This window comes from Vagococcus hydrophili (assembly GCF_011304195.1).
In the GTDB taxonomy this organism is placed as follows: Bacteria; Bacillota; Bacilli; order Lactobacillales; family Vagococcaceae; genus Vagococcus; species Vagococcus hydrophili.
In genome coordinates, this window is sequence record NZ_CP049887.1 from 1,131,517 (window position 1) to 1,143,923 (window position 12,407).

The following is a 12,407-nucleotide window of genomic DNA, read 5'->3' on the forward strand; positions in this document are numbered from 1 at the left end:
TTTTCAACCTTTTTTTGTTATGTTATAATTTAATACTGTATGATAAATTTAGATAACACACGGAAAGTGAAATGTGCAAGGAGGAGTACCAAGAATGAAAAAAATAAATAAAGTCGTTTGGTTGTTTATTTCTATTGTTTTTGCAATGGGGGCATTTGTCGTAGGTAGTAAGTATGAGAAAGCGCAGACGAATAAATTAGGGGACACATCTAAAACAGAAGCGAAAGAGTCAAAGGAACCTAAGTCTAAATCAAAAGATAAAACCGCATCTAAAACAAGTCAGGATTTAACGTCGTTATATTCTGATCAAAAAAAGGGCTTTTTAGCAAAAGATGTTACAAAACAAAAGATTAACTCATTTGAAAAAAATGCAAAAAGTGAAGATGAACAAAAGTTAATGAAAGACTTAAATAAACGATTTAATCTTCAGTCAAGATTTAATGAGTTGTTTACTGAACCAGTTCTTGTCGGGGAAGAATTTAAAAAAGATGTAGCGCTTAAAGAGGGAACTTCAGAGGATAAAAAAGAATTAATGAAAGATCTTAATGAAGTTAAAGACAAAGATGAATTTTACGAAGGTATGTTAAAATATCTTGGAGGTCAAGATGTTGATTCAGATTCTGATTCAAACTCTGAAAAATCAGCTAATGGACAAGTAGCTCAAGAAGTTATCAACCGTATTATTATTAACGGACAAGTTCAATCTGATTTCACCTTAGATGATTACTATGCAGCTAAGTCAGCTGTAGATGCTTTACCACAAGGTGCTGAAAAAGATAGTTTGATGAAGCAAATTGAGCAAATTCAAACAGCTTTAACTAACATGGGAATCACTTATTAAAAAAAATAAAAAAACTCTAAAAAAAAGCTTGTCATCAGGCTTTTTTTTTAGTATACTTTTAAAAGTGCTGAAATAAAAAAAGTATGTCGGTATGATTTAGAGAATACCACGGCTTTGAAGCGAGAGGTTGCGACACGCCAGGGAGCATTGCCATGGTGGTGTGTTGGAGATTTTCGTGGAGCTAGTCTACTTAACTAAAATAGACGAAGGAGGGAACAAAATGGCAAAACAAAAAATTCGTATCCGTTTAAAAGCGTATGAACACCGAGTATTAGATCAATCTGCAGAGAAAATTGTAGAAACAGCAAAAAGAACAGGGGCAGAAGTTTCTGGACCAATTCCATTACCAACTGACCGTTCAGTTTATACAGTAATCCGCGCGACTCATAAATACAAAGATTCACGCGAACAATTCGAAATGCGTACTCATAAACGTCTAATCGACATCGTGAGTCCAACACCTAAGACAGTTGATGCTTTAATGAAGCTAGACTTACCAAGCGGTGTAAATATTGAAATTAAATTATAATAAAATCATGGAGGTGTACTCATGACTAAAGGAATCTTAGGAAAAAAAGTAGGTATGACACAAGTCTTTACTGAAAATGGCGAATTAATCCCAGTTACTGTTGTAGAAGCAACACCAAACGTTGTTTTACAATTAAAAACAATGGCTACTGATGGTTACGAAGCTATTCAAGTTGGCTTCCAAGATAAACGTGAAGTTTTATCTAACAAACCTGCTAAAGGTCATGTTGCAAAAGCAAATACTGCTCCTAAGCGCTTCATTAAAGAATTCAATGATGTTGAGCTTGGAGATTACGAAGTAGGACAAGAAATTAAAGTTGATGTATTTCAAGTAGGAGATATCGTTGATGTTACAGGAACGACTAAAGGACATGGTTTCCAAGGCGTTATCAAACGTCACGGACAATCACGCGGACCAATGTCACATGGTTCACGCTACCACCGTCGCCCTGGGTCAATGGGAGCTGCATCAGATCCATCACGTGTATTTAAAGGTAAAAAACTTGCAGGACGTATGGGTGGAGATCGTGTAACGATTCAAAACTTAGAAATCGTAAGAGTTGATACTGATAAAAATGTTATTTTAATCAAAGGTAATGTACCTGGCGTTAAAAAATCATTAATCGAAATCAAAACAGCAGTTAAGGCTGCTAAATAATTGCGAGAGGAGGAACTAAAGAATGACATCTGTAGCATTATTTAAACAAGATGGAACTCAAAATGGCGAAGTTACTTTAAACGAAGCTATTTTCGGTATTGAACCAAATGAAAATGTTGTCTATGATGCAATCATCATGCAACGTGCTTCATTAAGACAAGGAACACATGCTGTTAAAAACCGTAGCGCAGTACGCGGTGGCGGTCGTAAACCATGGCGTCAAAAAGGAACTGGTCGTGCACGTCAAGGATCAATTCGTTCACCACAATGGCGTGGAGGTGGAGTTGTCTTCGGACCAACACCACGTTCATACAGCTATAAATTACCTAAAAAAGTTCGTCGTTTAGCAATTAAATCAGTTTTATCTGAAAAAGTTGCTGAGAACAAATTGGTTGTTGTTGAAGGTTTATCATTTGATGCACCAAAAACAAAAGAATTCAAACAAGTTTTAACTAACTTGAGTGTAGATACAAAAGTATTAGTTGTTTTAGAAAGTGGCAATGATTTTGCAGCTTTATCAGGACGTAACTTACCTAACGTTTCAATCGTTGAATCAAATAACGTAAGTGTTCTTGATGTAGTAGCAGCAGACAAAATGTTAATTACTAAAGCAGCTCTGACTCATGTAGAGGAGGTACTTGCATAATGGAATTAATCGATGTAATTAAACGCCCAGTTATCACTGAAATGTCAGTGGCAGCGATGGACGAAAAAAAATACACGTTTGAAGTGGACACAAGAGCCAACAAAACATTAGTTAAGCAAGCCGTAGAATCTGTTTTCGATGTTAAAGTTAAAAAAGTGAATATCATGAACGTTAAACCTAAGTTCAAAAGAATGGGTAAATACGCTGGATACACTAAAAAACGTCGTAAAGCAATCGTACAATTAACTGAAGAATCAAAAGATATTCAAATTTTTGACGCTGAATAATAAAATGTGTCATATAAAGTAGGAGGGAATCACGTGGGCATTAGAAAGTATAAACCTACCACAAATGGCCGTCGTAACATGACTGGTTCAGATTTTGCTGAAATCACAACATCTACACCAGAAAAAACTTTGTTACAACCACTTAAAAAGAACGCCGGACGTAACAACCAAGGTAAAATTACTGTTCGTCATCAAGCGGGTGGACACAAGCGCCAATATCGTGTAATCGATTTTAAACGTAACAAAGATAATGTGGTCGGACTTGTAAAAACTGTAGAATATGATCCAAATAGATCTGCAAATATTGCATTAATCCATTACACTGATGGAATCAAAGCTTACATCTTAGCACCTAAAGGTCTTAACGTAGGCGACAAAATTGAATCAGGAGTTAATGCTGATATCAAAACTGGTAACGCGTTACCATTAAGTAACATCCCAGTAGGTACTGTTATTCATAACATCGAATTAAAACCTGGTAAAGGTGGACAATTAATTCGTTCTGCTGGTACAAGTGCACAAGTACTTGGTAAAGAAGGTAAATATATTTTAGTTCGTTTAAATTCAGGAGAAGTTCGTATGATTTTAGGAACTTGTCGTGCAACAATCGGTACTGTTGGTAATGAACAACACGAATTAATTAATATTGGTAAAGCTGGCCGTAGCCGTTGGATGGGTAAACGTCCTACAGTACGTGGTAGCGTAATGAACCCTAACGATCACCCACACGGTGGTGGTGAAGGTAAAGCTCCAATCGGACGTCCATCACCAATGAGTCCATGGGGTAAACCAACACTTGGATACAAAACACGTAACAAAAAAGCAAAATCAGACAAACTTATCGTACGTCGTCGTAAAACTAAATAATGATAAACTCTTAACGGAGTTTGAAATCTTGAGAGGAGGTTCACCATGGGTCGCAGCTTAAAAAAAGGACCTTTTGTAGATGAACACTTAATGAATAAAGTGGAAGCTCAAAAAGATCTTTCAAAGAAAAAAGTTATTAAAACATGGTCTCGACGTTCAACAATTTTCCCTAACTTTATCGGATATACTATCGCAGTATATGATGGAAGAAAACACGTTCCTGTTTACATCCAAGAAGATATGGTAGGACATAAATTAGGTGAATTCGCACCAACAAGAACTTATCGTGGTCATGTAAATGACGATAAGAAAACAAAACGCTAATTAGAGGGAGGCAACGAACATGTCAGAAAGAATTACTTCAGCGAAAGCAACTGCTAAAACAGTTCGCGTTTCACCTCGTAAATCAAGATTAGTGATTGACTTAATTAGAGGTAAAAGCGTAGGAGAAGCAATTTCAATCTTGAAATTCTCACCTAACAAAGCGGCAGGAGTTATCGAAAAGGTACTCATGTCAGCAATTGCAAATGCAGAAAATAATTTTGACTTAGATGTTGAAGATTTATTTGTATCAGAAGCTTTTGTTAACGAAGGACCAACAATGAAACGTTTCCGTCCACGTGCAAAAGGATCTGCTTCACCAATCAACAAACGTACAAGTCATTTAACAGTAGTAGTATCAGAAAAATAGGAGGAGGGACAACTAGTGGGACAAAAAGTACATCCAATTGGAATGCGTGTCGGAGTCATTCGTGACTGGAACGCTAAATGGTATGCAGAAAAAGAATATGCTGAATACCTACATGAAGATTTAAACATTCGTAAATTTATCGCGACTAGATTGGCTGATGCTTCTGTTTCTACCATTGAAACTGAACGTGCTGCAAACCGCGTGAACGTTTCAATTCATACTGCTAAACCAGGTATGGTAATCGGTAAAGGCGGATCTGAAGTTGAAGCTTTAAGAAAAGAATTAAACAAAATCACTGGTAAAAGAGTTCACATCAACATCGTTGAAATCAAAAAACCAGATTTAGATGCAAAATTAGTGGGTGAAGGAATTGCACGTCAATTAGAAAACCGTGTTGCATTCCGTCGTGCACAAAAACAAGCTATCCAACGTACTATGAGAGCTGGAGCTAAGGGTATTAAAACTCAAGTTTCAGGTCGTTTAAATGGTGCTGATATGGCTCGTTCTGAAGGTTATTCTGAAGGAACTGTTCCTTTACATACTTTAAGAGCAGACATTGATTACGCTTGGGAAGAAGCAGATACAACATACGGAAAACTAGGAGTTAAAGTGTGGATTTATCGTGGAGAAATTCTTCCAGAAAAGAAAAACACTGAGAAAGGAGGGAAATAATCATGTTAGTACCTAAACGCGTGAAACACCGTCGTGAGTTCAGAGGTAAAATGCGTGGTGAAGCTAAAGGTGGTAAAGAAGTATCTTTTGGTGAATTCGGCTTACAAGCTGTAGAATCACACTGGATTACTAACCGTCAGATTGAAGCTTCTCGTATCGCAATGACCCGTTACATGAAACGTGGTGGGAAAGTATGGATTAAAATTTTCCCTCACAAATCATACACATCTAAAGCAATTGGTGTTCGTATGGGTTCTGGTAAGGGTGCTCCTGAAGGATGGGTTTCTCCAGTAAAACGTGGAAAAATCATGTTTGAAGTTGCAGGCGTTCCTGAAGAAGTAGCTCGTGAAGCTTTAAGACTTGCTTCTCACAAATTACCTTTAAAAACAAAAATTGTAAAACGTGAAGAAATGGGTGGTGAATCGAATGAAGGTTAAAGATATCAGAGAATTAACCACTACCGAAATGATCGCTAAAGAAAAAGAATTTAAAGCAGAATTATTCAACTTAAGATTCCAATTAGCTACAGGTCAATTAGAAAATACAGCGCGAGTTTCTGAAGTTCGTAAATCGATTGCACGCATCAAAACAGTTTTGCGTGAAGAAACAGCTAAGTAATAGTGGAAGGAGGCCATTTATAGATGACTCAAGAGAGAAATGAACGTAAAGTTTACACTGGACGTGTGGTTTCAGACAAAATGGATAAAACTATCGTTGTTGTTGTAGAAACTAAAAAAACTCATAAAATCTATGGTAAACGTGTTAAATATTCTAAGAAATATTACGCACACGATGAAAACAACGTAGCAAAAATGGGAGACATCGTTAAAATTATGGAAACTCGTCCATTATCTGCGAAGAAACGCTTCCGTTTATTAGAAGTTGTGGAAGAAGCCGTAATTATTTAATTCGAATTTTCCTATAAAAGAATAGAAAGTTTGAGAGGAGGATACCCAAGTGATCCAACAAGAAAGTCGTATGAAAGTTGCTGATAACTCAGGAGCTCGTGAAGTATTAACTATTAAAGTACTTGGTGGTTCTGGACGTAAGACTGCAAACATCGGTGATGTAGTAGTTTGTACAGTTAAACAAGCAACACCAGGTGGAGTTGTTAAAAAAGGCGAAGTAGTTAAAGCTGTTATCGTTCGTACAAAATCTGGAGCTCGTCGTCCTGACGGTTCATATATCAAATTTGATGAAAATGCCTGTGTGATTATCCGTGATGATAAGAGTCCACGTGGAACTCGTATCTTTGGACCTGTTGCTCGTGAATTACGCGACAACAACTTCATGAAGATAGTCTCATTAGCACCAGAAGTATTATAATATAAACTCATTGTTTAAAGGAGGTGCGAAACAAGATGTTCGTTAAAAAAGGCGATAAAGTAAAAGTTATCTCAGGTAAAGATAAAAGTAAAGAGGGAATCGTTCTTCAATCATTTCCGAAAAAGATCGCGTCATCGTTGAAGGTGTTAACGTTATGAAAAAACACCAAAAACCTAGCGCATCAGCTCCTCAAGGAGGAATTATCGAAATGGAAGCATCTATTCACGTTTCTAATGTAATGGTGATTGATCCGTCAAACGGAGAGCCAACACGTGTAGGATACAAAGTAATAGATGGTAAAAAAGTACGTATTTCTAAGAAAACTGGCGAAGTTTTAGACAAATAATTCGTGAGGAAGGAGGACAAATCTAGATGAACCGCTTAAAAGCAAAGTATATCGGTGAAGTAACACCTTCATTGATGGAAAAATTTAACTACTCATCAGTAATGCAAACACCGAAAGTTGATAAAATCGTTATCAACATGGGTGTGGGTGATGCTGTTTCAAATACTAAAAACCTAGATAAAGCTGTTGAAGAATTAGCTTTAATCTCAGGACAAAAACCAATCATCACTAAAGCTAAGAAATCTATCGCAGGTTTCCGCTTACGTGAAGGTATGCCAATTGGATGTAAAGTAACTTTACGTGGAGAAAGAATGTACGAATTTTTAGATAAATTAGTATCTGTCTCTTTACCTCGTGTACGTGACTTCCATGGTATCAGTAACAAATCATTCGACGGTCGTGGAAACTATACTTTAGGTGTTAAAGAACAATTAATCTTCCCTGAAGTTGACTACGATTTAGTAGATAAAGTTCGAGGAATGGACATTGTTATTGTTACAACTGCTAACAGTGACGAAGAAGGTCGTGAGTTATTAACTCAACTTGGAATGCCATTCCAAAAATAATTTAAGGAGGCGAACTACGTGGCTAAAAAATCAATGATCGCTAAGAATAAACGTCCTGCAAAATTTGCAGTACAAGAGTACACACGTTGTGAACGTTGTGGACGTCCACATTCAGTATATCGTAAATTTAAACTTTGTCGTATTTGCTTCCGTGAACTTGCCTATAAAGGACAAATTCCCGGCGTGAAGAAAGCAAGCTGGTAAAAATAGTAAACCGCTAAAAGGAGGTAAATAAATCAATGGTGATGACAGATCCAATTGCAGATTTTCTAACACGCATTCGTAATGCCAACATGGTAAAACACGAATCATTAGAATTGCCTGCATCAACTATCAAACTTGAAGTCGCAAAAATCTTACAACGTGAAGGTTTTGTGCGTGACGTAGAATTCATCGAAGATGACAAACAAGGCATCATCCGTGTTTTCTTAAAATATGGTAAAAACGACGAACGCGTTATTACTAACTTAAAACGTATCTCAAAACCAGGTTTACGTGCTTATGTAAAAGCAAATGAAGTACCTAAAGTATTAAACGGTTTAGGTATCGCAATTATCTCAACTTCTGAAGGTATCGTTACTGATAAAGAAGCAAGAGAACGTAACATCGGTGGAGAAGTATTAGCATACGTTTGGTAAAAAATATTTAAACAAGGAGGTGTCCTAGAATGAGTCGTATTGGAAATAAACCAGTCGTTGTTCCTGCAGGTGTAACTGTTACACAAAGCGGAACTACTGTAACTGTAAAAGGACCTAAAGGTGAATTAACTCGTGAGTTTTCACCTAAGATTACTTTAAACATTGCAGAAGGCGTTGTTACATTAACACGTCCTAACGATGACAAAGAAAATAAAACAATGCACGGTACTATGCGCGCTAACTTAAACAACATGGTTGTTGGAGTTACTGAAGGCTTTACTAAAGCATTAGAATTAATTGGGGTTGGATACCGTGCTCAATTACAAGGTAAAAAACTTGTACTTAGCGTTGGATATTCACATCCAGTAGAATTCGAAACACCAGAAGGCATCGAAATCGAAGTTCCTTCAAACACATCTATTATCGTTAAAGGATCTAACAAAGAAGTTGTTGGAGAATTAGCTGCTAATATTCGTGGAACACGTCCTCCAGAGCCTTATAAAGGTAAAGGAATTCGCTATGTTGGCGAACACGTAAGACGTAAAGAAGGTAAAACTGGTAAATAACAAATAAAAAGAAATTTGAGGTGACAAGTGTGATTACAAAACCAGATAAGAATAAAACTCGCCAAAAGAGACATGCTCGTGTGCGTAGTAAAATCTCTGGTACTGCAGAGTGCCCACGCTTGAACGTATACCGTTCTAACAAAAACATCTACGCTCAATTAATTGATGACGTAGCGGGTGTGACACTTGCAAGTGCCTCTACTGTAGATAAAACTATCTCAGGAGAAAACAAAACTGAATTAGCAAAAGCTGTAGGTTCAGCAATTGCTACTAAAGCAACAGAAAAAGGTATTAAAGAAGTAGTCTTTGACCGTGGTGGATACCTTTACCATGGACGTGTAGCTGCATTAGCTGAAGCAGCACGTGAAAATGGATTAGAATTTTAAGAAAAGGAGGAATACCATTCATGACTAATATTGATGCTAGACAATTTGATTTAGAAGATCGCGTTGTTGCAATTAACCGCGTTTCTAAAGTTGTTAAAGGTGGACGTCGTCTACGTTTTGCTGCTTTAGTAGTAGTTGGTGACAGAAACGGACATGTAGGATTTGGTACTGGTAAAGCTCAAGAAGTTCCAGAAGCAATCCGTAAAGCCGTTGAAGACGCTAAGAAAAACTTAATCGAAGTACCAATGGTTGGCTCAACAATTCCTCACGAAGTTATCGGTTCTTTCTGTGGTGGCCGCATTTTAATGAAGCCTGCAGTAGCCGGTTCTGGAGTTGCCGCTGGTGGACCAGTTCGTGCCGTACTTGAGTTAGCAGGTATCTCTGATATCACAAGTAAATCTTTAGGATCTAACACACCTGTAAACGTTGTTCGCGCAACTGTTGAAGGATTAAACAGATTAAAAAGAGCAGAAGAAGTTGCGGAATTACGCGGCATTTCTGTTGATAAATTAATCGGATAAGGGGACCAAAAATGAGCGAATTAAAAATTACTTTAAAACGTAGTATCATTGGACGTCCTCAAAACCAACGTGATACAGTTAAAGCTTTAGGTTTAAACAAAATGCACGCAACTGTAGTTAAACCTAATAACGAAGCCATCAAAGGTATGGTTAACACTGTTTCACATTTAGTGGACGTAGAAGAAATTTAATTAAAGATATTTTCAAAACTAGTTATAAGGAGGTGCCGAGTTAATGAAACTTCATGAATTACATCCGGCAGAAGGATCAAGACACGTACGCAATCGCGTTGGACGTGGATCATCATCTGGTAACGGTAAAACATCAGGTCGTGGACAAAAAGGTCAAAAATCACGTTCAGGTGGTGGCGTACGTCTAGGATTTGAAGGTGGTCAAACACCATTATTCATGCGTTTACCAAAACGTGGATTTACAAACATCAACCGTAAAGATTTTGCAATCGTCAACTTAGACGTATTGAACCGCTTTGAAGATGGTACCGAAGTAACACCGACTACTTTAATCGAAGCAGGAATCGTGAAAGATGCTAAATCGGGAATTAAAATTTTAGGAAACGGCGAGTTAACTAAAAAATTATCAGTGAAAGCTGCTAAATTCTCAAAATCTGCACAAACTGCTATTGAAGCAGCTGGTGGATCAATAGAGGTGATCTAATGTTTAAACTGTTGAAGGATTCGTTTAAAGTGAAGAGTATCCGTAGTAAGATATTTTTCACGCTATTCATTCTCTTCGCGTTTAGAGTTGGGGCCCATATTACTGTTCCAGGCGTTGATGCTAAAGCGTTATTAGAACTTAACGACTTAGCATTAGTGGCGATGTTTAATCAAGTTAGTGGTAATGCTATGGAAAGATTCTCATTGTTCGCAATGGGAGTTTCGCCGTATATCACGGCTTCGATCATCATTCAATTACTTCAAATGGATATCGTTCCAAAATTTGTAGAGTGGTCAAAACAAGGGGAAGTTGGTCGACGTAAGTTGAATCAAGCGACTCGTTACTTAACACTTGTGTTAGGTTTTGTTCAATCGATTGCGATTACAGCAGGTTTTAACTTCTACACAAATGCAGGTCTTGTAAAAGAACCTAATCCAATGACTTATATTAGTATCGGTATTATTTTAACTGCTGGTACGATGTTAGTAACTTGGATGGGTGAGCAGATATCTGAAAAAGGTATTGGTAATGGTGTATCAATGATTATCTTTGCTGGTATCATTGCGAAACTACCTAGCAGTATTAAAGAAATATATGAAGCTTATTTTGTCAATATTGATAAAGCTGATTTGACTCGTTCATTCATCTTTATTGGAATTTTAATTGTTGCCGTGTTGTTAATTGTTACTATGGTAACTTATGTACAACAAGCAGAAAGAAAAATTCCGATTCAATATACAAAACGTGTTGCTGGAGCACCACAAAGTAGTTATTTACCGTTAAAAGTAAATGCTGCAGGAGTTATTCCTGTTATCTTTGCAAGTTCTTTCATCGCAACACCGTCGACAATATTAACTGCATTTAAAACAAGCCATGGTGGAGAAGCCTGGTTTAAAGTACTAGAACAAATATTTAACTATTCAACTATTCCTGGTGGAATAATTTATACAATACTGATTATTGCTTTTACATTCTTTTATGCATTTGTTCAGGTTAATCCTGAAAAAGTTGCTGAGAATTTGCAGAAGCAAGGAAGCTATATTCCAAGTGTCCGACCTGGTAAAGCAACGGAACAATTTATCTCAAGTTTATTAATGAAGTTGAGTACAGTTGGTTCATTGTTCTTAGGGTTAGTAGCAATTTTACCTATTATTGCTCAAAACGTTTGGAACCTACCTCAATCTATCGGATTGGGTGGGACAAGTTTATTGATTGTTATTAGTGTGGCACTTGAAACTAACAAACAGCTTGAAGGGTTATTATTAAAACGTCAATATACTGGTTTTATCAGAGAGTAAGAGTGGTGTGTTGGGGATTTTCCTCAGCACTTTTCTCGAACTTAAGGAGGAAAACAAATGAATCTCATCCTAATGGGATTGCCAGGAGCAGGTAAAGGGACACAAGCAGAGAGAATAATCGATGTTTATGGAATTCCCCACATCTCAACTGGAGACATGTTTCGTGACGCAATGAAGAATGAAACGGAATTAGGCCTTTTAGCTAAATCATTTATTGATAAAGGTGAATTGGTTCCTGATGAAGTAACAAACGGTATTGTGAAAGATCGTCTATCTCAAGACGATACAGAAAAAGGTTTCCTATTAGATGGTTTCCCTCGTACACTAGCTCAAGCAGAAGAATTAGATACAATTTTAGAGGAATTAGGTAAAAAAGTAGACAACGTCTTAAACATTCATGTTGAATCAGAAGTTTTAATTGATCGTTTAGCGGGTCGTTTTATCTGTAAAGATTGTGGTGCAACTTATCATAAATTATTCAATTCACCAAAAGTGGAAGGAACTTGTGATCGTTGTGGAGGCCATAACTTCTTCCAAAGAGAAGACGATAAACCAGAAACGGTTAAAAACCGTTTGGAAGTTAACATCAAAAACTCTGAGCCGATTCTAGCTTATTATGAAAACTTAGGTGTGGTAAGCACTATTGATGGTGATCGTGATATTCAAGAAGTTTTTAACGATATCGAAAAGATACTCGGTTCTAAAAACTAGTCATTTATCTAGCTATCTATTATTCTTTGAGAATCAGGCCTTTTTCTTGCTAAAAAAGTTGAATTAAGGAAAATTTTTCCTCTCAACTTTATTTTGTTTTACAGTTATGCTATAATACAAAAGTTGGAAAGAAATAGGTTGAATTCTATTTTTGTCAATTTGTCGCATATGTCAGATGCAAACA

At 36.9% G+C, this 12,407-nt stretch carries 23 protein-coding genes and 1 pseudogene; all 24 read left to right on the forward strand.

The window, feature by feature from the left end; all coding sequences use genetic code 11:
- The first annotated feature begins 94 nt into the window (after positions 1 to 94).
- Complete coding sequence (locus tag G7082_RS05605) at positions 95 to 841, forward strand: hypothetical protein (protein ID WP_166034182.1); 747 nt, start codon at positions 95 to 97, stop codon at positions 839 to 841.
- A 220-nt stretch (positions 842 to 1,061) separates the two neighbouring features.
- A complete protein-coding gene (gene rpsJ, locus G7082_RS05610) occupies positions 1,062 to 1,370 on the forward strand; it encodes a 30S ribosomal protein S10 (protein WP_071457767.1) in 309 nt (102 codons plus the stop codon).
- 21 nt (positions 1,371 to 1,391) lie between these two features.
- Entirely contained in the window at positions 1,392 to 2,027 is a 636-nt protein-coding gene (gene rplC, locus G7082_RS05615) for a 50S ribosomal protein L3 (RefSeq protein WP_166034183.1), read from the forward strand.
- 22 nt (positions 2,028 to 2,049) lie between these two features.
- Positions 2,050 to 2,673 (forward strand): 50S ribosomal protein L4, encoded by a 624-nt coding sequence (gene rplD, locus G7082_RS05620; RefSeq protein WP_166034184.1) that lies wholly within the window; start codon positions 2,050 to 2,052, stop codon positions 2,671 to 2,673.
- The gene (gene rplW, locus G7082_RS05625) at positions 2,673 to 2,960 is read left to right on the forward strand and encodes a 50S ribosomal protein L23 (protein ID WP_166034185.1); all 288 of its coding nucleotides are present in this window, start codon (positions 2,673 to 2,675) and stop codon (positions 2,958 to 2,960) included. Before rplD ends, rplW begins: the two co-directional genes overlap by 1 nt.
- Positions 2,961 to 2,993: 33 nt before the next feature.
- Entirely contained in the window at positions 2,994 to 3,827 is an 834-nt protein-coding gene (rplB, locus tag G7082_RS05630; protein WP_166034186.1) for a 50S ribosomal protein L2, read from the forward strand.
- Between the two features lie 45 nt (positions 3,828 to 3,872).
- On the forward strand, positions 3,873 to 4,151 hold the full coding sequence (gene rpsS / locus G7082_RS05635) for a 30S ribosomal protein S19 (protein ID WP_166034187.1): 279 nt from the start codon (positions 3,873 to 3,875) through the stop codon (positions 4,149 to 4,151).
- Positions 4,152 to 4,170: 19 nt separating this feature from the next.
- Entirely contained in the window at positions 4,171 to 4,518 is a 348-nt protein-coding gene (gene rplV, locus G7082_RS05640) for a 50S ribosomal protein L22 (RefSeq protein WP_086950522.1), read from the forward strand.
- A gap of 15 nt (positions 4,519 to 4,533) precedes the next feature.
- Complete coding sequence (gene rpsC / locus G7082_RS05645) at positions 4,534 to 5,190, forward strand: 30S ribosomal protein S3 (RefSeq protein WP_086950521.1); 657 nt, start codon at positions 4,534 to 4,536, stop codon at positions 5,188 to 5,190.
- 2 nt (positions 5,191 to 5,192) lie between these two features.
- Complete coding sequence (gene rplP / locus G7082_RS05650; protein WP_166034188.1) at positions 5,193 to 5,627, forward strand: 50S ribosomal protein L16; 435 nt, start codon at positions 5,193 to 5,195, stop codon at positions 5,625 to 5,627.
- Positions 5,617 to 5,808, forward strand: coding sequence for a 50S ribosomal protein L29 (gene rpmC / locus G7082_RS05655; RefSeq protein WP_166034189.1), 192 nt, complete (start codon positions 5,617 to 5,619; stop codon positions 5,806 to 5,808). The genes rplP and rpmC overlap by 11 nt, the downstream gene beginning before the upstream one ends.
- 23 nt (positions 5,809 to 5,831) lie before the next feature.
- The gene (gene rpsQ, locus G7082_RS05660) at positions 5,832 to 6,098 is read left to right on the forward strand and encodes a 30S ribosomal protein S17 (RefSeq protein ID WP_086950518.1); all 267 of its coding nucleotides are present in this window, start codon (positions 5,832 to 5,834) and stop codon (positions 6,096 to 6,098) included.
- 49 nt (positions 6,099 to 6,147) lie between these two features.
- Positions 6,148 to 6,516, forward strand: coding sequence for a 50S ribosomal protein L14 (gene rplN, locus G7082_RS05665; protein ID WP_086950517.1), 369 nt, complete (start codon positions 6,148 to 6,150; stop codon positions 6,514 to 6,516).
- Positions 6,517 to 6,551: 35 nt separating this feature from the next.
- A pseudogene (gene rplX, locus G7082_RS05670) lies at positions 6,552 to 6,862 on the forward strand (50S ribosomal protein L24).
- 26 nt (positions 6,863 to 6,888) lie between these two features.
- A complete protein-coding gene (gene rplE, locus G7082_RS05675; RefSeq protein WP_166034190.1) occupies positions 6,889 to 7,428 on the forward strand; it encodes a 50S ribosomal protein L5 in 540 nt (179 codons plus the stop codon).
- Positions 7,429 to 7,446: 18 nt separating this feature from the next.
- Complete coding sequence (locus G7082_RS05680) at positions 7,447 to 7,632, forward strand: type Z 30S ribosomal protein S14 (RefSeq protein ID WP_077275924.1); 186 nt, start codon at positions 7,447 to 7,449, stop codon at positions 7,630 to 7,632.
- Positions 7,633 to 7,667: 35 nt separating this feature from the next.
- Complete coding sequence (rpsH, locus tag G7082_RS05685) at positions 7,668 to 8,066, forward strand: 30S ribosomal protein S8 (protein WP_086950514.1); 399 nt, start codon at positions 7,668 to 7,670, stop codon at positions 8,064 to 8,066.
- A 29-nt stretch (positions 8,067 to 8,095) separates the two neighbouring features.
- Positions 8,096 to 8,632, forward strand: a complete 537-nt coding sequence (rplF, locus tag G7082_RS05690; protein WP_166034191.1) for a 50S ribosomal protein L6 — start codon at positions 8,096 to 8,098, stop codon at positions 8,630 to 8,632.
- 29 nt (positions 8,633 to 8,661) lie between these two features.
- A complete protein-coding gene (gene rplR, locus G7082_RS05695; protein ID WP_166034192.1) occupies positions 8,662 to 9,018 on the forward strand; it encodes a 50S ribosomal protein L18 in 357 nt (118 codons plus the stop codon).
- A gap of 20 nt (positions 9,019 to 9,038) precedes the next feature.
- Positions 9,039 to 9,539, forward strand: coding sequence for a 30S ribosomal protein S5 (rpsE, locus tag G7082_RS05700; protein WP_166034193.1), 501 nt, complete (start codon positions 9,039 to 9,041; stop codon positions 9,537 to 9,539).
- A gap of 11 nt (positions 9,540 to 9,550) precedes the next feature.
- Positions 9,551 to 9,730 carry a 50S ribosomal protein L30 gene (gene rpmD / locus G7082_RS05705; RefSeq protein WP_086950510.1) on the forward strand — a complete coding sequence of 60 codons (180 nt, stop codon included), beginning with the start codon at positions 9,551 to 9,553 and terminating at the stop codon, positions 9,728 to 9,730.
- A 43-nt stretch (positions 9,731 to 9,773) separates the two neighbouring features.
- The gene (gene rplO / locus G7082_RS05710) at positions 9,774 to 10,214 is read left to right on the forward strand and encodes a 50S ribosomal protein L15 (RefSeq protein ID WP_166034194.1); all 441 of its coding nucleotides are present in this window, start codon (positions 9,774 to 9,776) and stop codon (positions 10,212 to 10,214) included.
- Positions 10,214 to 11,512: a preprotein translocase subunit SecY gene (secY, locus tag G7082_RS05715; RefSeq protein ID WP_166034195.1), complete on the forward strand. Its 1,299-nt coding sequence runs from the start codon at positions 10,214 to 10,216 to the stop codon at positions 11,510 to 11,512. The genes rplO and secY overlap by 1 nt, the downstream gene beginning before the upstream one ends.
- Before the next feature lie 57 nt (positions 11,513 to 11,569).
- Positions 11,570 to 12,223 (forward strand): adenylate kinase, encoded by a 654-nt coding sequence (locus G7082_RS05720; protein ID WP_166034196.1) that lies wholly within the window; start codon positions 11,570 to 11,572, stop codon positions 12,221 to 12,223.
- The last annotated feature ends 184 nt before the right edge of the window (positions 12,224 to 12,407 follow it).

Excerpts from the sequence above, each read along its gene's own strand:
- G7082_RS05605 (WP_166034182.1), top strand. The coding sequence starts at position 95 with ATGAAAAAAATAAATAAAGTCGTTTGGTTGTTTATTTCTATTGTTTTT.
- rpsJ (WP_071457767.1), top strand. The coding sequence starts at position 1,062 with ATGGCAAAACAAAAAATTCGTATCCGTTTAAAAGCGTATGAACACCGA.
- rplC (WP_166034183.1), top strand. The coding sequence starts at position 1,392 with ATGACTAAAGGAATCTTAGGAAAAAAAGTAGGTATGACACAAGTCTTT.
- rplD (WP_166034184.1), top strand. The coding sequence starts at position 2,050 with ATGACATCTGTAGCATTATTTAAACAAGATGGAACTCAAAATGGCGAA.
- rplW (WP_166034185.1), top strand. The coding sequence starts at position 2,673 with ATGGAATTAATCGATGTAATTAAACGCCCAGTTATCACTGAAATGTCA.
- rpsS (WP_166034187.1), top strand. The coding sequence starts at position 3,873 with ATGGGTCGCAGCTTAAAAAAAGGACCTTTTGTAGATGAACACTTAATG.
- rplV (WP_086950522.1), top strand. The coding sequence starts at position 4,171 with ATGTCAGAAAGAATTACTTCAGCGAAAGCAACTGCTAAAACAGTTCGC.
- rplP (WP_166034188.1), top strand. The coding sequence starts at position 5,193 with ATGTTAGTACCTAAACGCGTGAAACACCGTCGTGAGTTCAGAGGTAAA.
- rpmC (WP_166034189.1), top strand. The coding sequence starts at position 5,617 with ATGAAGGTTAAAGATATCAGAGAATTAACCACTACCGAAATGATCGCT.
- rpsQ (WP_086950518.1), top strand. The coding sequence starts at position 5,832 with ATGACTCAAGAGAGAAATGAACGTAAAGTTTACACTGGACGTGTGGTT.
- rplE (WP_166034190.1), top strand. The coding sequence starts at position 6,889 with ATGAACCGCTTAAAAGCAAAGTATATCGGTGAAGTAACACCTTCATTG.
- rpsH (WP_086950514.1), top strand. The coding sequence starts at position 7,668 with ATGGTGATGACAGATCCAATTGCAGATTTTCTAACACGCATTCGTAAT.
- rplF (WP_166034191.1), top strand. The coding sequence starts at position 8,096 with ATGAGTCGTATTGGAAATAAACCAGTCGTTGTTCCTGCAGGTGTAACT.
- rpsE (WP_166034193.1), top strand. The coding sequence starts at position 9,039 with ATGACTAATATTGATGCTAGACAATTTGATTTAGAAGATCGCGTTGTT.
- rpmD (WP_086950510.1), top strand. The coding sequence starts at position 9,551 with ATGAGCGAATTAAAAATTACTTTAAAACGTAGTATCATTGGACGTCCT.
- rplO (WP_166034194.1), top strand. The coding sequence starts at position 9,774 with ATGAAACTTCATGAATTACATCCGGCAGAAGGATCAAGACACGTACGC.
- secY (WP_166034195.1), top strand. The coding sequence starts at position 10,214 with ATGTTTAAACTGTTGAAGGATTCGTTTAAAGTGAAGAGTATCCGTAGT.
- G7082_RS05720 (WP_166034196.1), top strand. The coding sequence starts at position 11,570 with ATGAATCTCATCCTAATGGGATTGCCAGGAGCAGGTAAAGGGACACAA.